Genomic DNA, 21372 nt, shown 5'->3' on the forward strand with positions numbered 1-21372 from the left:
GGCGATTCGACAATTACATACGAGACGTATAAGTGTTAGATAGACCATACGTCGCGTATGTCAATTGGCATACGGAGCGTATGTAGATAAGGCCAGAGCATGCACCGACCCCGCAAGGAGATGATCGCCGAGACGCGTGCCAAGCTGATCGCCGCGGCGCGCCAAGCCTTTGGCACCATCGGTTATGCCGAAGCGTCGATGGACGATTTCACGGCATCGGCCGGACTGACGCGCGGCGCCCTCTATCATCACTTCGGCGACAAGAAGGGACTGCTGCAGGCGGTTATCGCGCAAATTGATGCGGAAATGGCCGCGCGGGTGAATGAGGTCGCGTCGAGGGCGCCGACCCGCTGGCAGCATTTCGTCGACGAATGCACGACCTACATCGAAATGGCGCTGGAGCCGGAAATCCAGCGCATCATGTTCCGGGACGGTCCGGCCGTGCTGGGCGACCCGGCACAGTGGTCGAATGCCAATGCCTGCGTCGGTTCAATGACCGATCATCTGACCGCGCTGCAACAGGACGGGGTGGTCGTGCCGGGCCTCGATCCCGAGACCGCGGCGCGGCTGATCAACGGGGCGAGCAGCCAGGCCGCGCAGCGGATCGCCAACTCGAACGATCCCGAAGCGACGTCGAGGAAGGTGGTGGCAGCGTTCAAGCAATTGCTCGAAGGCCTGCTCGAGAAGCCGGAGGCGCGGCCAAACTGACCCGCAATCGGGCTCCGCCACCGCTCGCAATTGACAATAGACGGTTTGGGCGCATCCTCCACAGCCACCTCTGGGGGATTCGGGGTATGTGGGATTTCGATATCGGCAGGTCGGTGTCCATCATGATGCGGACCTGGCCTTTCATCGTCTTTCGTATGATCGTCTATTTCGGCATCACGCTGGCCTATATCATGGCCACCGGCACCGGTGCCTCGGTCGGCTATGGCGTCGGCCATATCTCCACCGATCCCGACGGGCCGTTGTCCTTTGCCATGTGGGGCGGGATTGTCGGTTTCGGCCTCGTCTCGATCGCTGTCTACTGGATTCGCGAATACATCCTCTACGTCGTCAAGGCAGGCCATATCGCCGTCATGGTGCATCTGATCGACGGCCACGACGTACCCGACGGCCAGAACCAGATCGCCTATGCGAAAGGGGTTGTGACCGAGCGTTTTGCCGAGGCGAACATCCTTTTCGTCGTCGACCAGCTGGTCAAGGGCGCCATCCGCGCCATCACCGGCCTGCTGGGCGGCATCGCGGCTTTCCTGCCCATTCCGGGCCTGAGCGGCCTGGTCTCGTTCCTCAACACGGTGATCCGCCTGTCGCTGACCTATGTCGACGAGATCATTCTCGGCTACAACATCCGCATCAATTCGTCCTCGCCCTTCGAGACCGCGCGGCAAGGCGTTGTGCTCTACGCCCAGAACGGCAAGATCATGCTCAAGAACGCCGTCTGGCTGGCCGTGATCATGTGGGGGGTCTCCTTCGTCATCTTCCTGCTGATGCTGGCCCCGGCAGCCGCCATTCTTTACGTCATGCCAGGACAGCTCGCCGGTTGGGCCTTCGTTCTGGCCATCGTCTTTGCCTGGGCCTTTAAGGCGGCGTTCATCGAGCCGTTCGCCATCGCCTGCCTGATGCAGGTCTATTTCAAGACCATCGAGGGTCAGGTGCCCGATGCCGCCTGGGACGCCAGGCTGGCCGATGCCTCGTCGAAGTTCCGGGAACTCAAGCGCAAGGCGCTCTCCACCTTCGACGGTTCGCGCTGGGGCACGGCCGGCGCGACACGCTGATCGGTTGGGCTGGCGGGCCCACCGGCAACAGTGCTGAAGCGGGCCACTGTCGATTTGAGCGGCGCTTCGCCTTGCCCACAAAAAGTCTCGCTCATGATCAGGTCGGGCAACGGCAGCCGTCGGCCCCAGCCATGCGTTTCGAGATCCGGTTTTGGCGCGAACTCCGAGACACGGCCGACGCAGAGATAGGCGATCGGCGTCACGTGATCGGGGATGGACAGCAGGCTCTTCAGCGCTTGCGCCTCGATGATGCTGACCCAGCCGACGCCGACTCCCTCGGCGCGTGCCGCCAGCCAAAAATTCTGCACCGCGCAGACCGTGCTGTAGAGATCCATTTCCGGATTGTGCCAGCGTCCCAGCGGCGAGGCTTTCGAGCGCTCGCGGTCGCAGGTGATGCAGATGTTCAATGCGCTTTCGCAGATGCCTTCGAGCTTGAGCTTGCGGTAAAGCGCCCGCCGGTCCGCCTCGATTGCCGGCAGTTCCTGTTCGCGCGCCGCCAAGAACAGATCGCGCACCTCCGCCCGTCGCGCGGCATCGCGGATGACGATGAAATTCCAAGGCTGCATGAAGCCGACTGACGGCGCGTGATGGGCGGCGAGCAAAAGCCGCGCCAGCACCTCGTCGTCGATCGCTTCCGATGTAAAATGGCTGCGGACGTCGCGCCGCGTGAACATGGCGCGGTAAACCGCGTCGCGCGCGATCTGATCAAATCCATCGGCCGTTGGAGCGGTCATAGCTTCCGGCATCGCTTGTCCCCTTGCGATTGCAGCAGTTCAAATTCTCAGAGCGTACTTGTGCGTCCAGGAGGGCGCACGTCGCTCTGATATCATCCGCCTGACCATGCGGATGACGATGCCTGCCAGGCCGGTCTTCTGGCTCGGGATCAACCCACGTCCGGTGCCTTCCCGTCATCGACAGTGGCATTTACCGGCGCGGTCCCCCTCACAGCGTTGGGCACGCCACGGCATCAAACCGTGTTCCCGATTCTCCCGCCAGAGCATTTGCTCCCAAGTGGAATCACTTGGCGTCGCAGAAATGCGGCTAAAACAAACCTCCGGCAGGCACCAGGCAGTGGCGGCGACCTTACGCCGAAGCGCCGGCGACGCCAATGCCCGCAGCGACATGAATGGACGCAGGCGTGATTTTCCCCAGCGATCAAGCCGCAACGCATGGCCATCACGGCGCCGGGGCACTAGATAAGGGGGACATGGCCACTCGTCTCTACACGCACCCGATCTTCCTCGAACACATCACCCCGCCAGGTCACCCCGAGCGGCCCGACCGCTTGCGCGCCATCGAGCGCGTGCTCGACGACGAAGCTTTTGCCGCGCTTGACCGCGCCGAGGCACCGCAAGGCGACGAGGCGACCATCCTCTATGCGCATCCCGCCGATTTCGTCGCGCGCGTGCGTGCCGCCATTCCCGCTGAAGGCCTCGCCCGCATCGACGCCGACACCACCGCCAGCCCGAAGAGCTGGCAGGCGGTGATCACCGCGATCGGCGCCGCCAATGCCGCCGTCGACGACGTCTTTGCGGGCCGCGCCGACAATGTCTTCGTCGCGGCTCGTCCGCCCGGCCACCATGCCGAAAAGACCACGGCCATGGGCTTCTGCTTCTTCAACACTGCGGCTATCGCTGCCCGCTATGCGCAGAAGAAGCATGGTGCGGAGCGTGTCGCCGTCGTCGATTGGGACGTGCACCACGGCAACGGCACGCAGGATATTTTCTGGGACGATCCCTCGGTGCTCTATTGCTCGACGCACCAGATGCCGCTCTATCCCGGCACCGGCGCGAAGAACGAGACCGGCGCCGGCAATATCGTCAACGCGCCGCTGGCGCCGCAGACCGGCAGCGAGGTTTTTCGCGATGCTTTCCTGTCGCGCGTGCTCCCGGCACTCGACAATTTCGCGCCCGATTTGATCATCGTTTCGGCCGGCTTCGACGCGCACCATCGCGACCCGCTGGCGGAGATCAATCTTACCGAGGACGATTTCGACTGGGCGACCGGCCAACTGATGCAGCGCGCCGCACGCCATAGCGGCAACCGGCTCGTCAGCGTGCTCGAGGGCGGCTACGATCTGCAGGGATTGGCATTTTCGGTCGGCGCCCATGTCGGGCGACTGATGAAAGGATGAATGATGACTGGTGAGATCAACGAAGACGTCAAGGCGATGAGCTTCGAGCAGGCACTCGACGCGCTGGAGAAGATCGTCGATGATCTGGAGCGTGGCGACGTGCCGCTCGACCAGTCGATCCGGATCTACGAACGCGGCGAGGCGCTGAAGGTGCATTGCGACCGGTTGCTGAAGGCCGCCGAGGACAAGGTCGAGAAGATCAGGCTGTCGCGCGACGGCAAGCCGGTTGGAACCGAGCCGCTCGACGCGGACTGAGGTCCGGAGCAGGCTTACCGACTTTTGGACACGATCATGATTGAGGATACAACTCGTCCCGATTGAAACGGACAAGAGGAGATACGGAAGCGATGTGCAGAAACATCAAGACCCTGTTCAATTTTGATCCGCCGGCAACCAATGACGAAGTCCGCGACGCGGCACTCCAGTTTGTCCGCAAGCTCAGCGGAACGACGCGACCGTCGAAACAGAACCAGCATGCGTTCGATCATGCGGTCGAAGCCATCGCGGCATCCGCACGCGAATTGCTTGATTCCCTGGAAACCCACCAGCATCCGCGCAATCGCGAAGAGGTGGCAGCCAAACTGAGAGCAAAGGCGGCGATCCGGTTCGCCTGACATGTCCAAAGCGGCCACCGAGCGCTGACCAGGAGAGTTCATGAGCTTCTTCCCGGGGGAAGACCCTGAGGCCGGCGATGCCTTCGCCAGCGACCAGATCGAACTGATGGTCATCCCCAACGCCAAGGATATTGGCGGCTTCGAGGTGCGCCGCGCCTTGCCGACCGCCAAGAGAAGGCTGGTCGGGCCGTTCATTTTCTTCGATCGCATGGGCCCCGCGATCATGCGCGCCGGCCAGGCGCTCGATGTTCGTCCGCACCCGCATATCGGCCTGTCGACAGTGACCTATCTGTTCGATGGTAAGATCAGGCATCGCGATTCGCTCGGCACCGAAATGGTGATCGAGCCCGGCGACGTGAACCTGATGACCGCGGGCCGTGGCATCGTCCACTCCGAGCGCACGCCGCAGGAATTGCGCGGCGCGCCGATGTCGATCTCCGGCCTGCAGACCTGGCTGGCTCTGCCGGACGGCAAGGAAGAGGTTGCACCGGTGTTCGAGAACACAGCGGCGCTGCGGCTTCCAGAGATCGATGCCGAAGGCGTCAGCGGCCGCGTCGTCATCGGTGACTTCCAAGGGTTGCGGTCCCCGGTGCGGGCAGATTCCGACACGCTCTACGCCGATTTGCGGCTGGGGCCCGGTGCCAGCGTCAAAATCCCGGCCGATGCGGAAGAGCGCGCCATCTACACGCTGGAGGGCGAAGTCTCGATTTCGGGCGACGTCTTTCCGGCCGAACGGCTGCTGGTGTTCCGGCCCGGCGACGAGATCGTCATATCGTCGCAAACCGGTGCGCATTTCATGCTGTTCGGCGGCGCCTCGCTCGGTTCGAAGCGCTACATCTGGTGGAATTTCGTCTCTTCGTCGAAGGAGCGCATCGAGCAGGCCAAGCAGGAATGGAAGACCGGCCGCTTCGATATCGTTCCTGGCGATGAGAAAGAATTCATTCCGCTGCCGGAAGGCTGAGCGGTGAGGGGCTGACCATCCGCGTCACCGACACGCATTTACTTTCGCCAGCCGGCGGCCTATCCCGCCGATGAAAAGAGAGTCTGGGCCCAACGTGAACGCAACGCCGCATACGCCGCTTCTCGACAAGGTTCGCGTCCCGGCCGACCTGCGCACGCTGGCCGAGAGCGAATTGCCGCAACTGGCGGCCGAGCTGCGCACCGAACTGGTCGATGCTGTCTCCCACACCGGCGGCCACCTCGGTGCCGGCCTTGGCGTGGTCGAACTGACAGTGGCGCTGCATTATGTCTTCAACACACCCGATGACCGGCTGATCTGGGATGTCGGCCATCAGGCCTATCCGCACAAGATCCTGACCGGACGCCGGGACCGCATCCGCACCTTGCGCCAGGAAGGCGGCTTGTCGGGCTTCACCCGCCGAGCCGAGAGCGAGTATGACCCGTTCGGCGCCGCCCACTCCTCGACGTCCATATCGGCTGGTCTCGGCATGGCCGCCGCCCGCGACCTCTCAGGCGGCCGCAACAATGTCATTTCAGTCATCGGCGACGGCGCAATGTCGGCCGGCATGGCCTATGAAGCGATGAACAATGCGGGCGCGCTCGATGCCCGCCTCATCGTCATCCTCAACGACAACGACATGTCGATTGCGCCGCCGACCGGCGCCATGAGCGCCTATCTGGCGCGCCTGGCTTCCGGCAAGGCCTATATCGGCTTGCGCGACTTTGGCAAGAAACTGACCTCCTATCTCGGCAAGCGGGCCGATCGAGCCATCACCCGCGCGGTCGAACATGCGCGCGGCTACGTCACCGGCGGCACTTTGTTCGAGGAACTCGGCTTCTATCACATCGGCCCGATCGACGGTCACAATCTGGAGCATCTGATCCCGGTCCTGAAAAATGTCCGCGACAACGGCAAGGGTCCGGTGCTGATCCATGTCGTCACCCAGAAGGGCAAGGGGTACGCGCCGGCGGAAGCGGCCGCCGACAAATACCATGGCGTCAACAAATTCGACGTCATCACCGGCGCGCAGGCCAAGGCGCCGGCCAATGCGCCGGCCTACACCAAGGTGTTCGCCGAAAGCCTGATCCAGGAGGGCCGCGATGACGACCGCATCGTCGCCGTCACCGCCGCCATGCCGAGCGGCACCGGCCTCGATCTGTTCGGCGAGGTGTTCCCGTCGAGGACCTTCGATGTCGGCATCGCCGAGCAGCATGCGGTGACCTTCGCCGCCGGCCTGGCGACGGAAGGCTACAAGCCCTTCGCGGCGATCTATTCGACTTTCCTGCAGCGCGCCTACGATCAGGTCGTCCATGATGTCGCGATCCAGAAACTGCCGGTGCGTTTCCCCATCGATCGCGCCGGCTTTGTCGGCGCCGATGGAGCCACCCATTGCGGCGCGTTCGACACCACCTTCCTGGCAAGCCTGCCGGGCTTTGTCGTGATGGCCGCCGCCGACGAAGCGGAGTTGCGCCACATGGTGCGCACCGCCGCCAGCTATGACGATGGGCCGATCGCCTTCCGCTATCCGCGCGGCAACGGCGTCGGCGTCGACATGCCCGAGCGCGGCTCGGTTCTCGATATCGGCAAGGGCCGCATCGTCCGGGAAGGCAGCAAGGTTGCCCTGCTGTCCTTCGGCACGCGCTTGCAGGATTGCCTCATCGCCGCCGAAGAGCTCGGCGCGGCCGGGCTTTCCACCACCGTTGCCGACGCCCGCTTCGCCAAGCCGCTCGACCAGGACTTGATCCGCCGGCTGGCCCGCTCGCATGAGGTGCTGGTGACGGTGGAGGAGGGCGCTATTGGAGGCTTCGCCAGCCATGTACTGCAGTTCCTTGCCCATGAAGGACTGCTGGAAAATGGCCTGAAGGTACGCCCGCTGGTACTGCCGGACGCCTTCACCGACCACGCCAAGCCGGAGAAGATGTATGCCGACGCCGGCCTCGACGCCGCCGGGATCGTGCGCACTGTTTTCACGGCCCTCGGCCATACGGTCCGCGCCCAGCGCGCCTGAATCAAAACCTGAACAGCTTGGATCAGTTTGCCGGCTTTATTTTGTAACGCGTTGTTAACGCTGCCGTTTGGCGTTTCGCTTACTGTGTCCCTTGGCCGTTTTTCAACGGCACCCTGCTAGACCGGCGTCAGGCAAGGAGACAACAACAATGAAGACGCTTCTGTGCGGCGCGGCCTTCTTGGCCGTGATGGTCTTGCCGGCTGCGGCCGAAACACCCTACGACCGCAATCTTGAAAAGGCGGCGTTAGGCATTGTCGCCGGCAAGATTGGCGATATTCGCGGCGGCTTTTCCTACAAGCAGGTGCCGCAGCTTGTGGTGCTGCCGGACCCCGCACCTCCGTCCGCTGTTGTGACCGAACATCCAGGTGAACAGGCGTCGGGGAACCGGGACGATGGTCTGTCTCCCGCTGTCGAGCGCCAGGTTTTACGGACCATCTTTTAAAACCACATGTCGCGCACACAGCGGCCATCGCGGGGCAGATCGTCGTAAGTGTCGAGGCCATCGAAATGGTCGATCGGCAAGTCGGCGACGGCTTCGGGTGGTGCCAGCCGCACATTGACTGCGATCCGTATTCGGCCAGAATCGCTGGCGCGCAAGCCGCGCCATGCCAGCACGCAGGCGCATATCGGGCAGAACAGGATTTCAAGTGACGGCGCGTCCTTGCCGGCGCGCGTATAGCTGGCCGTCCGCCCTGAAACGCGAATACGTTCGTTGACATAATCATAGGCCCACAGCGCGCCATAGCGGCGGCAAAGCGTGCAGTTGCAGGCCGTCACCGGGCCGGGATCGCCTTCCAGGGTCCAGTGGGCCGCGCCACAGTGGCAGGTTCCCGTCAGCATTCGTCCTCCGTGTTGCGACAACAGTGGTCCTCCTCGACTGATATTCTGCCGGACCCGATGCGATGCGCGCAAGCCGCGGCTTGGCTCGCTGCACCAGCCGCTCTCGCACACCGTCACCTTGTTCGGTGTAATGTTCTTGCCTTCACCGCAGGCTTTCGTCAGAGAAGGCCGATGAATTCGCCTCTGCCAGCCAGCACACGCCAGCGGCTCGACGACCTGCTCGTCCAGCGCGGGCTGTTCGCCAGCCGCTCGCGTGCCCGCGACGCGGTCGAGCGCGGCACGGTGACGGTTGACGGCGCCATTGCCCGCAAGCCCGGTCAGAACGTTTCGCCGCAATGCCTTGTTGTCATCGATGATCCGGCGCAAGGCTATGTCTCGCGCGCGGCGCTCAAACTTATCGGCGGACTGGACCATTTCGGCCTCGACCCCGCTGGCCGCGAAGCCCTCGACATCGGCGCCTCGACAGGCGGGTTCACCCAGGTGTTGCTCGAACGCGGCGCCTCCCATGTCACGGCAATCGATGTCGGGCACGGCCAGATGCATCCTGATGTCGGCGCTGATCCGCGCGTAACCGTGATCGAAGGCCTGAACGCACGCGATCTCACGGCCGCCGATCTTGCCGGTCGCAGTCCGGATTTCATCGTTTCCGACGTCAGTTTCATCTCGCTGAAACTTGCGCTGCCGCCGGCACTTGCTCTTGCCAAGCCCGGTGCCGGCGCGGTCTTTCTGGTCAAACCCCAATTCGAGGCGGGCCGCGAGGCGATCGGCAAAGGGGGTCTGTTGAAGGATCCTTTCGATGCCGCCCGGGTCGCGGGCCGGCTGCAGGATTGGCTGGATGCCGTTCCCGGCTGGCGTTCGCTCGGCCTGCATCTGTCGCCGATCGAAGGTGGCGACGGCAATCGCGAATTCCTGCTCGGTGGGGTCAAGGACCGATGAGCGCACGCTTCACAATACGAAAGCTCGGATCGCAGGGCGACGGTATCGCCGAAACCGAAAGCGGCGATCTGTTCATTCCCTTCACGCTGCCGGGCGAGACCGTCACCGCCGCGCGCGAAAGGGATCGTGCGGCGCTGATGGCGGTGCTGGAGGCCTCGCCGCTGCGCATCGAACCCGCCTGCCGCCACTTCACCGAATGCGGCGGTTGTGCCCTCCAGCATCTGGAAGCCGAAGCCTACCGACAGTGGAAGCGTGAAAAGGTGGTGCACGCATTGAAGGGCAAGGACATCGAGTGCGAAATCGGAGAGTTGGTCGGCTGCGCACCGCAGTCGCGCCGCCGTGTGGTGCTTGCCGCCCGGCGCACCGAAACAGGCATGTTGCTCGGCTTCAATCGCCATCTGTCGCCGGAGATCATCTCCATATCCGAATGCCCGATCTCACTGCCCGAGATCGTCGCGGCACTCGGCCAACTGAGGGCGCTGGCCGAATTGATATGCGCCACCACCAAATCATTCCGGATGGCGGTAACCGTTACGGGTTCCGGCCTCGACATCGCGGTGCATGAGTCCGGCAAGCTCGGCGAGCACCAGCGCCGTATCGCCGCCAATTTTGTCATTGCACAGGGCTTTGCCAGACTGTCCATCGATGACGAGATCGTCATTGAGCCAAGGAAGCCGGTCGTCATGTTCGGCAGCGTCGCGGTGGCGCTACCGCCGGGCGCCTTCCTGCAGGCGACCGAGGCAGCCGAACAGACCATGGCCGAGATCGTCGGCGGACATCTGAAGCGTGCAAAAAGGGTCGCCGACCTTTTTGCCGGTTGCGGCAGCTTCGCCTTGCGGTTGGCCGCGACGTCGGAAGTGCACGCGGTCGAAGGCGATGCGGCCGCACTTTCGGCGCTCGACCGGGGATCCCGCTTCGCGACAGGCATCAAGCGGGTGACGGGCGAGCGACGCGACCTGTTTCGCCGGCCACTGACGTTCAAGGAGTTGGACGCCTTCGACGGCTTGGTCTTCGATCCGCCGCGCGCCGGTGCCGAGGACCAGTCGAAGCAGATCGCCCGCTCGGATGTTCCATTCATTGCCGCGGTATCCTGCAACCCGGTAACGCTGGCTCGCGACCTGCGCATCCTCATCGACGGCGGCTACACCTTGAAAAGCGTGACGCCGATCGACCAGTTCCTGTGGTCGCCCCATGTCGAGGCCGTCGCGTTGCTGGGGAAGCCGAAGCGGCGGCGGTAGGTCACGACCGCCGGTTCGCAGGAAATTTCTGAAGCCTCTGTTCTTTCGACGAAATTGCACCCTAAAGCCGCCTTTGTGCGGGTTTCTAATTTCGCATCTTTGGGAAACATTTCGACCTATTCGTCGTTACTAATATGAATCGATGGCGATAGCGGACATGCAGACGCTTCAGAAATTCATCGGCCTCATCGTCACTCTTGTCTTTTTCGCGGTCAGCTCCGCGACGGGGGCCCTCGCCCAAGGTGAAAAGCGCCTGGCGTTCGTCATCGGCAACGGCGCGTATCAGTCCGGCGAGCTCGCCACCGCCGCCAATGATGCGGGCCTGATCGCGCAGACCTTGCAGGCGGCCGGGTTCGATGTGGTCGGGGCGCGCGATGTCGATCAGGAATCGCTGCGCGGCGCATTGCGTGATTTCCTCGGCAAGGTCTCCGCCGCCGGTCCCGACGCGATTGTCTTCGTCTATCTCGCCGGCCACGGCGTGCAGTTCGAAGGCGAGAATTACTACTTGCCGATCGATGCCCAGATTGCCAGTCCAGCCGACGTGCCGCTTCAGGCGATGCGGCTCTCCGATGTCACCAGGTCGCTGGCCGGATTGCCGACGAAGGTCAACATCGTCGTGCTGGACGCGGCGCGGCCAAATCCCTTCCCGAAGTGGAAAGAGCCGCTGGCCGGCGGCCTTGCGTTGGTCGATCCCGATCCGAACATGCTGATTGCCTTCAACGCCGCTCCCGGAACGGTCGCGCCCGAAAGCAAAGGCCCCTACGGCGCCTATGCCCAGGCGCTGGCCGAGATGATACGCGCGGGCGGATTGTCGCTTGACGACGTGTTCGACCGCACACGACTGCGCGTCAACGAGGTGACGCAAGGTGCGGAAGTGCCGTGGAATGCCTCGAAAATCACCACGCCGTTCGTCTTCTTCGACCGTGCCGCGGACGCCCCCGCACCCAAGGTTTCGGAGGCCGAATCCCGGTCCAATCGGACCAGGGCGATCCGCGACTTCAACGCTCATGACGCCTATGTCGCGGCTCTCGACCGCGACACGATGCGCGGCTACGAGGATTTCCTCGGCGCTTATCCACACGATCCGATGGCCAAGCGCGTGCGCGCCATCATCGCCGCGCGGCGCGAGGCGATGACGTGGCGCGAGACCTGGCTACAGGACACGCCGGAAGCCTATTGGTCTTATCTGCGGCGCTATCCGCATGGTCCGCATGCTTGGGACGCGCGCCGGCGGCTCGAACATTTCGATGCGGCCCTGGAGCCGCCGGAGGAATTCACCGTCTATGAGTATGATTTGCCGCCGCCGCCGGAGGAGGAAATCGTCTACGTCGACAGGCCGGTGCTCTATTTCGACGATCCCGATTTCGACTTCGAGCCGCCACCGCCGATCGCGGTGATCTTCCTGCCGCCGCCGCCGCCGGATTTCGTCGTGCTGGTGGCGCCGCCGCCGCCGGTCGACGTTTTCGTCCTGCCAACGCCGGTGTTCGTGCCGATACCTGCGTTCATCAACCCGCCGCGTCACATCGTGCCGCCGCCGAACGACATCATCTTCAACAACATCCACAACACGACCGTCATCAACAACATCAACACGACGATCAAAAACGAGACCATCAATCACAATGCTCAGGGTGGCCTCACTACAGGCCAGAACACGGCCGGAGGCACGGTTGGGGCCGGCTCGGCTGCACTGGCGGCCAGGGTCGCGCTGCCGCCGCTGCTGAAAAAGAGAGCGGCCATGTCCGGTCACGCCATGTCCGATCAGACTCCGTCCAGTCAGCAACAGGGTGGCTTGCCGCAGAAGCCTGGCCAGCGTGTGATACAGGGCCAGCAGCCTGGTGCCGCGACTCCGCTGTCGAAGGACTTTTCGACCGGCAAGCTTGAAACCGACCACGCCCTGCCAGGAGCCAACGGTAAAAAGCTGCCGCTCGTCAACGGTAAGCCGGCGCTGAACGGTGAGAATTTGCCCAGCAATAAGTCCAGGAAGCAGCTTGGCAAGCAAGGCATCGTGGGCGGCAACCAAGAGGCGACCGGAAATGCCGGTGCTGCTGTTACCGGAGAGCAGGGCACGGCTCAGCAGAAGGGCAAGAAGTTCCGCAAGCTGCCGACCGTCAACGGTGCTCCGGCCGAGAACAGGCTGAGTGCCGAGGAGAGGTTCAGGAAAAACAATCCGAACGCCTTCTCCGACCAGAACACCGGCAAACCGAAAAAGCTGACGCGCAGGGACTTGTCCGCCGGCCAGTCCGCTGTCGAACCAAACGATCAGGGCTTGGCCGGTGGAAAGGACAAGGGCAGGAAGTTGCGCAAGGTGCCGACCGTCAACGGTGCGCCGGCCGAAAATCGGCCTGGCGTGCAGGAGCGGCTCAGGAAGAACAATCCGGAGGTGTTCTCCAACCAGGATCAAGGCCCGGCCAGCGGAAACGACAAGAGTAGGAAGTTCCGCAGACTGCCGACCGTCAGCGATGAGCCAACCGACAACGGATCGGGCGTGCAAAAACGGTTCAGGAGGAACAATCCGGCCGTGTTCTCCGACGAGAATCAGGGCTCTGTCAGCAGGAACGACAGGGGCAGGACGTTGCGCCGGCTGCAGAACAGCGAACAGGGCGCCGCCGGCCCGGAGGTTAACGTCCAGCGCAACCTCAGGATCAGGCCGAACGAGAATGCGCAGCGTCAGTTGAGGCCGGAAAGGCCTAACGAGCAGGTGCTCCGGCCGCAGAGATCGGAGCCGAAGTCGGAATTTCGCGCGCAGCCGAGACAGCGGATGCAAGAGCGGCGTCTCCCGCAGGAGCAGCCGCCACAGCAGGTCAAGAAGAAGCCGTCTTGCGGACAGCAAGGCGAACCGGCCTGCAACCAGTAAGCTGTCGCGGCGGGGGTCACCTTCCCGTTCGCCGGGCGCAACCCGCCCGTGACCTAGCGAGAGAGTGGATCGCTGCTTTGTGGCGCGTCAGCCCGTCAAGGGCGGTTCGCTCCGGCCGCTCAAACTACGAGCTTGGCGGCATCCGTCAGGTTTTTGGCGTGCCGCCTCGCTGGTTGAGCGAAACCCAGATGTTCGGGTTCTGTTGCGATTGGCGTTTCAGGAAATAATAGCCGGTTGCATTCCAGGGGCGGATTTCGTCGACCATATTGTCCAGGATGAGATCGCCCTTGTCGGTCTTCACCGTCAGGATGGTGTGACCCTCATTGTTCAGGTCGCGCACCACCGTCATCAGCAGCGCCTGCCGGGGAAATCCCGCCTCCCGAAGAAGCTTGCGCTTGTAGAGCGCGTAGATCTTGCAGTCGCCCTTGCCGTCCACCGGATAGTCCCAGTGGTCCATCGTCGTGCCCCAGTGATCGTAGTTGCTGACGGGCTTGATGGAGCGGTTCGCCTTTTGGTTTATCCGTTTGAGGATGCTCAGGTTCTGCGCTGTCAGCTTGACGCTCGTGGCGGGCAGGGCCGGCACCTTGCACTCTTTCGGCCGGCGATGGCAGAAATCGACCCAGCCATACGGAACGCTGGTGCGTCCCCCGACCGCGACCGAGTTTGCACCGGCCGCGGGTTGCGTCGATGTTCGCTTGAACCATGTCCACTGCGCCGCCGCCGGACTGACACAGAACGCCGAAACACCAACCAACGAAACGACGCCAAAGAGGAAGGAAGAGGTCAGGACGTGAGGGAAACGCAGCACTGTCAACACCACCACAACGAGAAGACTGGCGACAAGCTAATGCGCAAACGCCAGTTCGGGCAATTGAACAATTAATAATATCCTAACACGATTGTGTTTCGCACAAGGCAGAGGTTGCCGCCGTAGGTTGGCATCAATCGCGAGCATGGCCCTGCTGCGCTTCGGCACGTACACCGGGTCCATATCCTACAATGTTTTGGCCTGCCAGGATGCGATGGCTGCACGTCCGGAAAACATCGCTGGCAGGCGATTGATTCCAGAACGCCCCGACGCCTCAGACCCTCGTGCCGCCGACTGTCATCTGGTTCATCCTCAGATGCGGCTGGCCGACGCCGACGGGCACGCCCTGGCCGGCCTTGCCGCACATGCCGATGCCATTGTCGAGCTTCATGTCGTTGCCGACCATCGTGACGCGGTGCATGGCGTCAGGCCCGTTGCCGATCAGCATGGCGCCCTTGATCGGCTGCGTCACCTTGCCGTTCTCGATCATGTAGGCCTCGGTGCAGCCGAACACGAATTTGCCCGACGTGATATCGACCTGGCCGCCGCCGAAGGAGACGGCATAGATGCCGTTCTTGACGGAAGCGATGATCTCGTCCGGCTCCATGTCGCCTGAGGTCATGTAGGTGTTGGTCATGCGCGGCATCGGCTGGTGCGCATAGCCTTCGCGCCGGCCATTGCCGGTGGCTTTCATGCCCATCAGCCGTGCGTTCTGCCGATCCTGCATGTAGCCGACCAGCTTGCCGTCCTCGATCAAAACGTTGCGGGCCGAAGGTGTGCCTTCATCGTCGACGGTGAGCGACCCGCGCCGTTCGGGGATGGTGCCGTCGTCAACGACGGTGACGCCCTTGGCGGCGACCTGCTGGCCCATCAGGCCGGCGAAGGCCGAGGTCTTCTTGCGGTTGAAGTCGCCTTCCAGTCCGTGCCCGACGGCTTCGTGAAGCATCACGCCCGGCCAGCCGCTGGAAAGTACGATGTCGAAAGTGCCGGCCGGTGCCGGGATCGCCTCCAAATTGACCAGCGCCTGCCGGAGCGCCTCCCTGGCGGCGTGCTTCCAGCTATCCTCGACGAGGAAGTCGCCGAACGCCTTGCGTCCGCCCATGCCATAGGAGCCGCTCTCCTGGCGGTCGCCATCGCCGACGACGACCGAGACGTTGACGCGGACCAGCGGCCTGATATCGCGCACCACCTGGCCGTCGGCACGAACGATCTCGACATGTTGCCAGGATGAGGCGATCGAGGCCGTCACCTGGCGCACGCGTGGATCCTCAACGCGCAGCCAGGCGTCGATTTCCTGCAGCAGCTTGCCCTTGGCCTCGAACGAAGGCGAGGGGATCGGGTTCTCGTCGCCATAGAGATGGCGGTTGGTGCGGGCGGGGGCTGCGGCAAGCGTACCGGAATAGCCACCCTTGACGGTCGACACGGCTTCGGCCGCGCGCAGCAGCGAAGCCTCGGACAGATCGCTGGAATGGGCGTAGCCACTGGCTTCACCGGCGACCGCGCGCAGGCCAAAGCCCTGGTCGGTGTTGAAATTAGCGGTCTTGAGCCGGCCGTTGTCGAACATCAGCGCTTCGCTTTCGCTGTATTCGAGGAAAAGCTCGCCGTCGTCGGTACCCTTGATGGTGTCGGCGACGATCTGCTTGATGCGGTCGTCTGAAATTTCGAATTGGCCGATCAGGCTGTTCATGGCGCGTCCGTCCGTGGGATGATTGCTTTTCCCCGATGTAGGCGTGAAGCCGCGCCCGCACAATCGGCAATGAAGATCAGTGCCGACGAATGACATCGTGGGGTTGATGCAAGCCATGCTTCTGGGTCAGCAAAAGCCGCGTCCAGGTCTGGTTGGGCAGAGCCGCGATCAGGGCAGGGCGGCAAAGCCGTCGGCGAAACCCTTGAGGTCGACCGGGATGCCGATGCCTTCCTCAGGCGTCTGGAAGACGATGAACGTTGCCGACGTGCCGGTCTTCAGCGTGTCGAGCAGCGGCTTTTCGAGAATGACCTCGGCGTAGCAGCCGTCCTGGAAGCAGCGCACGAAATAGGCGCGGCCGATGTCCTTGCCGTCGACGTTGAGGCCGAGCCCGTTCGGCAACAGCACGCCGAGCGGCGCCAGCACGCGCAGGATCTCGGCCTTGTTGTCGGCGGTGCGCAGCACGACGACCGAAAGCCCCATCTCCGGACGGTCCTCGGCGACGACGTTCTGCATCATCACGCATTGTTCCGCAGTGGCGCCGGCCGGCGTGTCGCAGATGATCGACCAGGCGCCATGCGTCGAGCGCACCGTGCCGCTCGGCTGGGCGGCATTGGCCTGACCGGCGACGAACAGGCCGGCCGCGGACAGGACGGCGAGAAACACGGCGTTCGCCAGGGTTCTCGAAAGTCCCGGTCGCGTATGCCTCAGTCTCGAAAGCCAAGAGTTCATGACGGCTCCATTGCGAATCACGGCACTTTAAGCCGCGCCAATACCAAGTAAAGGACGAGACCGCGGCCGGACTGTCCCGAAACAGGCAATACAGCGCTTTTCCCTGCCAAATTCGCCTGAATTACGACGCTTTGCGGGCGCCGCCAGCATAGGGCGGACAGACTGCCGAACTTACCCGATTCGCTACCATGGCCATCGCCCTGGAAGAGCTATGTCAGCTTGCGCGCAAAAATGCCGCACGGTTTCGACCGCTCCTTTCTTGCGGAGGGAAAAAGAGTATGGTTTGAACCAGCTTGAGACTGTCGGGATTCCCGTCCCGGCATTGTTCGTTATTCTCGTTGGCACCGCCGCGAGGGACTGGGAGACGAAGAGGGCGATGAGAAATTTCCTAGCTAGCGCCAGGTTTCCAGCAAGTGCCAAGTTTCTGAGTGCTTGTGCCGCTGCCACGATTTTTGCAGGCACATCCGCCCATGCCGATCAGCCCGTGGAGTGGGAGACCACCTTCCAGGCGCCGGCGACCGACATGATGCGGCAGATCGAGTGGTTCGGAAACTACACGATGTGGTTCATCGTTCCGATCACCATTCTGGTGCTGCTTCTCCTCGCCTACTGCATCGTGAGGTTCCGCGCGAGCGCCAACCCGGTTCCCTCCAACACCAGCCACAACACGCTGATCGAGGTGATCTGGACCGTCGGCCCGGTCGTCGTCCTGCTCTGTCTCGCCATTCCCTCGTTCCAGCTCTTGACCGCGCAGTACACTCCGCCGGAAGAGGCCAAGCTGACGGTCAAGGCGACCGGCAACCAGTGGAACTGGGATTACGAATACCAGACCGACAACACGCTCGCCTTCAACTCCGCGATCCTCCAGGACGGTGACCGCGGCGCCGCCGGCAAGGAGGACCGCAAGGTCTATCCGCGCCTGCTCGCTGTCGACAATGAGCTGGTGGTGCCGGTCAACACGATGACCCGCGTGCTCGTCACCGCGACCGACGTGATCCACTCCTTCGCCATGCCGTCCTTCGGCATCAAGATCGACGCCGTTCCGGGCCGCACCAACGAGACCTGGTTCAAGGCGGAGAAGGAAGGCCTGTATTATGGTCAGTGCTCGCAGCTCTGCGGCAAGGACCACGCCTTCATGCCGATCGCCATCCGTGTCGTCTCGGATGCGCAGTTCAAGACCTGGCTGGCGGCAGCCAAGACCAATCTGCCGGGCGCCAACAAGACGCTCATGGCCGAGGTCGACGGCCAGAACAAGGTAGCGGCCGCCGGCAATTGATGTCGCGGGTTAGCAAGATTTAGGGAACGGAGCGGAACATGGCAGACGCTGCAGCTCACGACGGGCACGACCATAAGCCGTATCATGGCTGGGTGCGGTGGGTTTATTCGACCAACCACAAGGACATCGGTACGCTCTACCTGATCTTCGCGATCATGGCCGGCATCATCGGCGCCGCGCTTTCGGTCGCCATCCGCATGGAGCTGCAGGAGCCTGGCATCCAGATCTTCAGCGGCCTGGCGCAGATGGTCTACGGCATGAATGGTGACGCCGCGATCGACGGCGGCAAGAGCATGTATAATGCCTTCGCCACCGCGCACGCCCTGATCATGATCTTCTTCATGGTCATGCCGGCACTTATCGGCGGTTTTGCCAACTGGATGGTGCCGATCATGATTGGCGCTCCCGACATGGCATTCCCGCGCATGAACAACATTTCGTTCTGGCTGCTGCCGCCGGCGTTCATCCTGCTGCTCACCTCGATGTTCGTTCCGAGTGCGCCTGGCGCCTTTGGCGTGGGCGGCGGCTGGACGCTCTATCCGCCGCTGTCGACTTCGGGCCAGCCCGGACCGGCCATGGATCTGGCGATCCTGTCGATCCACATCGCCGGCGCCTCCTCGATCCTCGGCGCCATCAACTTTATCACCACCATCTTCAACATGCGCGCGCCCGGCATGACCCTGCACAAGATGCCGCTGTTTGCATGGTCGGTGCTGATCACCGCATTCCTGCTGCTGTTGTCCTTGCCGGTTCTGGCCGGTGGCATCACCATGCTGCTCACCGACCGCAACTTCGGCACGACGTTCTTCGCGCCTGATGGCGGTGGTGACCCGATCCTGTTCCAGCATCTGTTCTGGTTCTTCGGTCACCCGGAAGTCTACATCCTGATCCTGCCCGGCTTCGGCATCATCAGCCACGTCATCTCGACCTTTTCGCGCAAGCCGGTGTTCGGTTATCTCGGCATGGCTTACGCGATGGTCGCGATCGGCGCCGTCGGCTTCATCGTCTGGGCGCACCACATGTACACGACCGGCCTGTCGCTCGACACGCAGCGCTATTTCGTCTTCGCCACCATGGTCATCGCGGTGCCGACGGGCGTGAAGATCTTCTCCTGGATCGCAACGATGTGGGGCGGGTCGATCTCGTTCAAGACGCCGATGCTGTGGGCGCTGGGCTTCATCTTCCTGTTCACCATCGGCGGTGTCACCGGCGTCCAGCTGGCCAATGCCGGCCTCGACCGGTCGCTGCATGACACCTATTTCGTCATTGCCCACTTCCACTACGTGCTGTCGCTGGGCGCGGTGTTCGCCATCTTCGCGGGCTGGTATTATTGGTTTCCGAAGATGACCGGCTACATGTATTCGCCTGTCATCGCGAACACCCACTTCTGGGTCACCTTCGTCGGCGTCAACCTGATCTTCTTCCCGCAGCATTTCCTCGGCCTCGCCGGCATGCCGCGCCGCACCATCGACTATCCCGACGCGTTTGCGGGCTGGAACTATGTGTCGTCCATCGGTTCTTATATCTCGGCCGTCGGCGTCCTGATCTTCCTCTACTGCGTGTTCGAAGCGTTCCAGAAGAAGCGGGTGGCCGGAGCCAACCCATGGGGCGAGGGCGCAACGACTCTCGAATGGCAGCTGCCTTCGCCGCCGCCCTTCCACCAGTGGGAGCAGCTGCCGAAGATCAGGTAAGGCGGCTCCCCTCGAATGCAAAACCGCCGGTCCGCCGCCGGTTTTGGCCAACGGAATAATGGACTTGAGTACGCATGGCCCTAGTCGACAAAACCAGCATTGACGAAGCGGGCTTCCGCATGTCGGAAGCGACGGCGGGCGATTTCTTCGCCCTCCTGAAGCCGCGCGTCATGTCGCTGGTGGTGTTCACCGCCTTTGTCGGGCTGGTCGCGGCACCGGTGACCATCAACCCGCTGCTGGCGGTGATAGCCATCCTGGCTATTGCGATTGGCGCCGGCGCCTCGGGTGCTCTCAACATGTGGTACGACGCCGACATCGACGCGGTGATGACCAGGACCGCCAGCCGCCCAATCCCGTCCGGTCGTATCCAGCCGCACGAGGCGCTCAGCTTCGGCCTGGTCCTTTCGGTCCTGTCGGTGATGACGCTCGGCGTGCTGGTCAACTGGCTGGCCGCGACGCTGCTGGCCTTCACCATCTTCTTCTATGCCGTCGTGTACACGATGTGGCTGAAACGCTCGACGCCGCAGAACATTGTCATCGGCGGCGCCGCGGGCGCCATCCCGCCGGTTATCGGCTGGGCCGCGGCGACCGGATCGGTCAGCCTCGAAAGCATCATCCTGTTCCTGATCATTTTCCTGTGGACGCCGCCGCATTTCTGGGCGCTCGCGCTGTTCAAGTCCGAGGACTATGGCCGCGCCGGCATCCCGATGATGCCGAACGTTGCCGGCCATGCATCGACCCGCCGTCAGATTTTCGCCTACGCACTGGTGCTGGCCCCGGTCGGCGTGCTGCCCTGGCTGCTCGGCTACACGACGCCATTCTATGGCGTGGCCGCTCTGCTGCTGGGCGTTGGTTTCGTCTGGTATGCCTGGAAAGTGCTTGGCATGGCCGACGACGACCGCGCCATGAAGCCGGCCAAGGCCCTGTTCGCCTATTCGCTGCTCTATCTCTTCGCCATCTTCGCCGCCTATCTGGCCGACTGTGTCGTCGAACGCGCGCTTGCCATGGGTGGGGCATGACTATGGTCGAGAAAGAACTCGAGATGGTCACCTTGACCGATCGCCAGAAGAAGGCCCAGCGCAGCCGTTCCATTGCGATAGGCGTAGCGCTGGCTCTGCTGGTCGTGATTTTCTACATCGCCACGATCGTGAAGTTCGGCCACAATTTGTCGGGCAAGATGTGATGAGCGTCGAGACGCCCAGAAAGACGGCCGGCAAGACCAGCAACCGCGTCGTCGCGGCCGTCTGCCTCGCCTTCTTCACCGGCATGATCGGCATGGCCTATGCCGCCGTGCCGCTCTACAAGATGTTCTGCCGGGCGACCGGTTACGGTGGTACCACGCAGCGTGTCGAGAGGCAGTATGCCGGCCGCGTGCTTGACCGCGAGGTCACCGTCCGCTTCGACGCCAACATTGCCGGCGTGCCTTGGGAGTTCCAGCCGGTCCAGCGCTCGATGACCATGAACATCGGGCAGACCGTGCAGGCGCACTATCAGGCGACCAACAAGTTCAATCGCCCCGTCACAGGCCGCGCCACCTTCAACGTGCAGCCGGAACTGGCCGGTCCGTACTTCAACAAGGTCGAATGCTTCTGCTTTACCGACACGACGCTGAAGCCCGGCGAGACGCTGGACATGCCGGTCCTGTTCTATGTGGACCCCGACATCGTGAATGTGCCGGAACTGAAGGACATCAAGACGATCACCCTGTCCTATACGATGTTCCCGGTCGAGAAGAACAAGCCGGTCGCCTCCTCGGAGCCGGCCAAGGGCAAAAGCAAGACAGTTTCAGATACCGAAGGAAATCTCGGGGGTTGA

At 62.9% G+C, this 21372-nt stretch carries 20 protein-coding genes, 1 pseudogene and 1 riboswitch; of the genes and pseudogenes, 16 read left to right on the plus strand and 5 right to left on the minus strand.

The annotated features are described in order from the left end of the window. Positions 1-99: 99 nt before the first annotated feature. Both O7A61_RS11230 and O7A61_RS11235 read left to right on the plus strand, forming a co-directional pair. Positions 100-708, plus strand: coding sequence for a TetR/AcrR family transcriptional regulator (locus tag O7A61_RS11230; RefSeq protein ID WP_337129834.1), 609 nt, complete (start codon positions 100-102; stop codon positions 706-708). An 86-nt stretch (positions 709-794) separates the two neighbouring features. Further along, a complete protein-coding gene (locus O7A61_RS11235) occupies positions 795-1778 on the plus strand; it encodes a hypothetical protein (RefSeq protein WP_337129835.1) in 984 nt (327 codons plus the stop codon). A gap of 86 nt (positions 1779-1864) precedes the next feature. On the opposite strand, the pseudogene bluB reads toward O7A61_RS11235, so the two are convergent. Further along, a pseudogene (gene bluB, locus O7A61_RS11240) lies at positions 1865-2524 on the minus strand (5,6-dimethylbenzimidazole synthase); the annotation flags it as partial. 100 nt (positions 2525-2624) lie between these two features. After that, positions 2625-2818, minus strand: a riboswitch (cobalamin riboswitch). Positions 2819-2985: 167 nt separating this feature from the next. On the opposite strand from bluB, the gene O7A61_RS11245 reads away from it, so the two are divergent. The 6 genes from O7A61_RS11245 (at position 2986) to O7A61_RS11270 (ending at position 7937) form a co-directional block, all read left to right on the plus strand. Then, the gene (locus O7A61_RS11245; protein WP_337129836.1) at positions 2986-3912 is read left to right on the plus strand and encodes a histone deacetylase family protein; all 927 of its coding nucleotides are present in this window, start codon (positions 2986-2988) and stop codon (positions 3910-3912) included. 3 nt (positions 3913-3915) lie between these two features. Continuing rightward, on the plus strand, positions 3916-4167 hold the full coding sequence (locus tag O7A61_RS11250; protein WP_015318808.1) for an exodeoxyribonuclease VII small subunit: 252 nt from the start codon (positions 3916-3918) through the stop codon (positions 4165-4167). A 92-nt stretch (positions 4168-4259) separates the two neighbouring features. Next, the gene (locus O7A61_RS11255) at positions 4260-4526 is read left to right on the plus strand and encodes a DUF2277 domain-containing protein (protein WP_027035955.1); all 267 of its coding nucleotides are present in this window, start codon (positions 4260-4262) and stop codon (positions 4524-4526) included. 40 nt (positions 4527-4566) lie between these two features. Beyond that, a complete protein-coding gene (locus O7A61_RS11260) occupies positions 4567-5487 on the plus strand; it encodes a pirin family protein (protein WP_337129837.1) in 921 nt (306 codons plus the stop codon). Between the two features lie 70 nt (positions 5488-5557). Beyond that, the gene (gene dxs / locus O7A61_RS11265; protein ID WP_337129838.1) at positions 5558-7495 is read left to right on the plus strand and encodes a 1-deoxy-D-xylulose-5-phosphate synthase; all 1938 of its coding nucleotides are present in this window, start codon (positions 5558-5560) and stop codon (positions 7493-7495) included. 148 nt (positions 7496-7643) lie between these two features. Further along, entirely contained in the window at positions 7644-7937 is a 294-nt protein-coding gene (locus O7A61_RS11270) for a hypothetical protein (RefSeq protein WP_337129839.1), read from the plus strand. On the opposite strand, the gene O7A61_RS11275 is transcribed toward O7A61_RS11270, so the two are convergent. Continuing rightward, the gene (locus O7A61_RS11275; RefSeq protein WP_337129840.1) at positions 7934-8335 is read right to left on the minus strand and encodes a GFA family protein; all 402 of its coding nucleotides are present in this window, start codon (positions 8333-8335) and stop codon (positions 7934-7936) included. The genes O7A61_RS11270 and O7A61_RS11275 overlap by 4 nt on opposite strands. A 171-nt stretch (positions 8336-8506) precedes the next feature. Between O7A61_RS11275 and O7A61_RS11280 the strand changes: the two genes are divergently transcribed. From O7A61_RS11280 to O7A61_RS11290, 3 genes are all read left to right on the plus strand, one after another. After that, complete coding sequence (locus O7A61_RS11280) at positions 8507-9271, plus strand: TlyA family RNA methyltransferase (protein WP_337129841.1); 765 nt, start codon at positions 8507-8509, stop codon at positions 9269-9271. Next, entirely contained in the window at positions 9268-10509 is a 1242-nt protein-coding gene (locus tag O7A61_RS11285; protein ID WP_337129842.1) for a class I SAM-dependent RNA methyltransferase, read from the plus strand. Before O7A61_RS11280 ends, O7A61_RS11285 begins: the two co-directional genes overlap by 4 nt. Before the next feature lie 157 nt (positions 10510-10666). Next, complete coding sequence (locus tag O7A61_RS11290; protein WP_337129843.1) at positions 10667-13366, plus strand: caspase family protein; 2700 nt, start codon at positions 10667-10669, stop codon at positions 13364-13366. Positions 13367-13511: 145 nt separating this feature from the next. Here the strand turns inward: O7A61_RS11290 and O7A61_RS11295 are convergent, their stop codons facing one another. The 3 genes from O7A61_RS11295 to O7A61_RS11305 all read right to left on the minus strand — a co-directional run bounded on the left by O7A61_RS11295 (position 13512) and on the right by O7A61_RS11305 (position 16590). Beyond that, positions 13512-14174, minus strand: a complete 663-nt coding sequence (locus O7A61_RS11295) for a transglutaminase-like cysteine peptidase (protein ID WP_337129844.1) — start codon at positions 14172-14174, stop codon at positions 13512-13514. 274 nt (positions 14175-14448) lie between these two features. After that, positions 14449-15861 (minus strand): metalloprotease TldD, encoded by a 1413-nt coding sequence (tldD, locus tag O7A61_RS11300; protein WP_337129845.1) that lies wholly within the window; start codon positions 15859-15861, stop codon positions 14449-14451. 168 nt (positions 15862-16029) lie between these two features. Continuing rightward, positions 16030-16590: an invasion associated locus B family protein gene (locus tag O7A61_RS11305; RefSeq protein ID WP_337107914.1), complete on the minus strand. Its 561-nt coding sequence runs from the start codon at positions 16588-16590 to the stop codon at positions 16030-16032. Between the two features lie 259 nt (positions 16591-16849). Here O7A61_RS11305 and coxB point away from each other — a divergent pair, with 259 nt between their 5' ends. From coxB to O7A61_RS11330, 5 genes are all read left to right on the plus strand, one after another. Then, entirely contained in the window at positions 16850-17866 is a 1017-nt protein-coding gene (gene coxB, locus O7A61_RS11310) for a cytochrome c oxidase subunit II (RefSeq protein WP_337129846.1), read from the plus strand. Between the two features lie 38 nt (positions 17867-17904). Next, positions 17905-19557: a cytochrome c oxidase subunit I gene (gene ctaD, locus O7A61_RS11315; RefSeq protein WP_027142356.1), complete on the plus strand. Its 1653-nt coding sequence runs from the start codon at positions 17905-17907 to the stop codon at positions 19555-19557. Between the two features lie 74 nt (positions 19558-19631). After that, positions 19632-20576 carry a heme o synthase gene (locus O7A61_RS11320; protein WP_337129847.1) on the plus strand — a complete coding sequence of 315 codons (945 nt, stop codon included), beginning with the start codon at positions 19632-19634 and terminating at the stop codon, positions 20574-20576. 2 nt (positions 20577-20578) lie between these two features. Further along, positions 20579-20740, plus strand: coding sequence for a hypothetical protein (locus O7A61_RS11325; RefSeq protein ID WP_084636429.1), 162 nt, complete (start codon positions 20579-20581; stop codon positions 20738-20740). Further along, complete coding sequence (locus O7A61_RS11330; protein WP_337107917.1) at positions 20740-21372, plus strand: cytochrome c oxidase assembly protein; 633 nt, start codon at positions 20740-20742, stop codon at positions 21370-21372. Before O7A61_RS11325 ends, O7A61_RS11330 begins: the two co-directional genes overlap by 1 nt.

This window comes from Mesorhizobium sp. Cs1321R2N1 (genome assembly GCF_037179725.1).
GTDB classification, from domain to species: domain Bacteria; phylum Pseudomonadota; class Alphaproteobacteria; order Rhizobiales; family Rhizobiaceae; genus Mesorhizobium; species Mesorhizobium salmacidum.

Coding starts and splice junctions, on each gene's coding strand:
- O7A61_RS11305 (WP_337107914.1), bottom strand. CDS start 16,590: ATGAACTCTTGGCTTTCGAGACTGAGGCATACGCGACCGGGACTTTCG.
- O7A61_RS11280 (WP_337129841.1), top strand. CDS start 8,507: ATGAATTCGCCTCTGCCAGCCAGCACACGCCAGCGGCTCGACGACCTG.
- O7A61_RS11275 (WP_337129840.1), bottom strand. CDS start 8,335: ATGCTGACGGGAACCTGCCACTGTGGCGCGGCCCACTGGACCCTGGAA.
- O7A61_RS11250 (WP_015318808.1), top strand. CDS start 3,916: ATGACTGGTGAGATCAACGAAGACGTCAAGGCGATGAGCTTCGAGCAG.
- O7A61_RS11285 (WP_337129842.1), top strand. CDS start 9,268: ATGAGCGCACGCTTCACAATACGAAAGCTCGGATCGCAGGGCGACGGT.
- O7A61_RS11245 (WP_337129836.1), top strand. CDS start 2,986: ATGGCCACTCGTCTCTACACGCACCCGATCTTCCTCGAACACATCACC.
- O7A61_RS11320 (WP_337129847.1), top strand. CDS start 19,632: ATGGCCCTAGTCGACAAAACCAGCATTGACGAAGCGGGCTTCCGCATG.
- O7A61_RS11230 (WP_337129834.1), top strand. CDS start 100: ATGCACCGACCCCGCAAGGAGATGATCGCCGAGACGCGTGCCAAGCTG.
- O7A61_RS11235 (WP_337129835.1), top strand. CDS start 795: ATGTGGGATTTCGATATCGGCAGGTCGGTGTCCATCATGATGCGGACC.
- dxs (WP_337129838.1), top strand. CDS start 5,558: ATGAAAAGAGAGTCTGGGCCCAACGTGAACGCAACGCCGCATACGCCG.
- O7A61_RS11330 (WP_337107917.1), top strand. CDS start 20,740: ATGAGCGTCGAGACGCCCAGAAAGACGGCCGGCAAGACCAGCAACCGC.
- O7A61_RS11270 (WP_337129839.1), top strand. CDS start 7,644: ATGAAGACGCTTCTGTGCGGCGCGGCCTTCTTGGCCGTGATGGTCTTG.
- O7A61_RS11255 (WP_027035955.1), top strand. CDS start 4,260: ATGTGCAGAAACATCAAGACCCTGTTCAATTTTGATCCGCCGGCAACC.
- ctaD (WP_027142356.1), top strand. CDS start 17,905: ATGGCAGACGCTGCAGCTCACGACGGGCACGACCATAAGCCGTATCAT.
- tldD (WP_337129845.1), bottom strand. CDS start 15,861: ATGAACAGCCTGATCGGCCAATTCGAAATTTCAGACGACCGCATCAAG.
- O7A61_RS11325 (WP_084636429.1), top strand. CDS start 20,579: ATGGTCGAGAAAGAACTCGAGATGGTCACCTTGACCGATCGCCAGAAG.
- O7A61_RS11260 (WP_337129837.1), top strand. CDS start 4,567: ATGAGCTTCTTCCCGGGGGAAGACCCTGAGGCCGGCGATGCCTTCGCC.
- O7A61_RS11290 (WP_337129843.1), top strand. CDS start 10,667: ATGCAGACGCTTCAGAAATTCATCGGCCTCATCGTCACTCTTGTCTTT.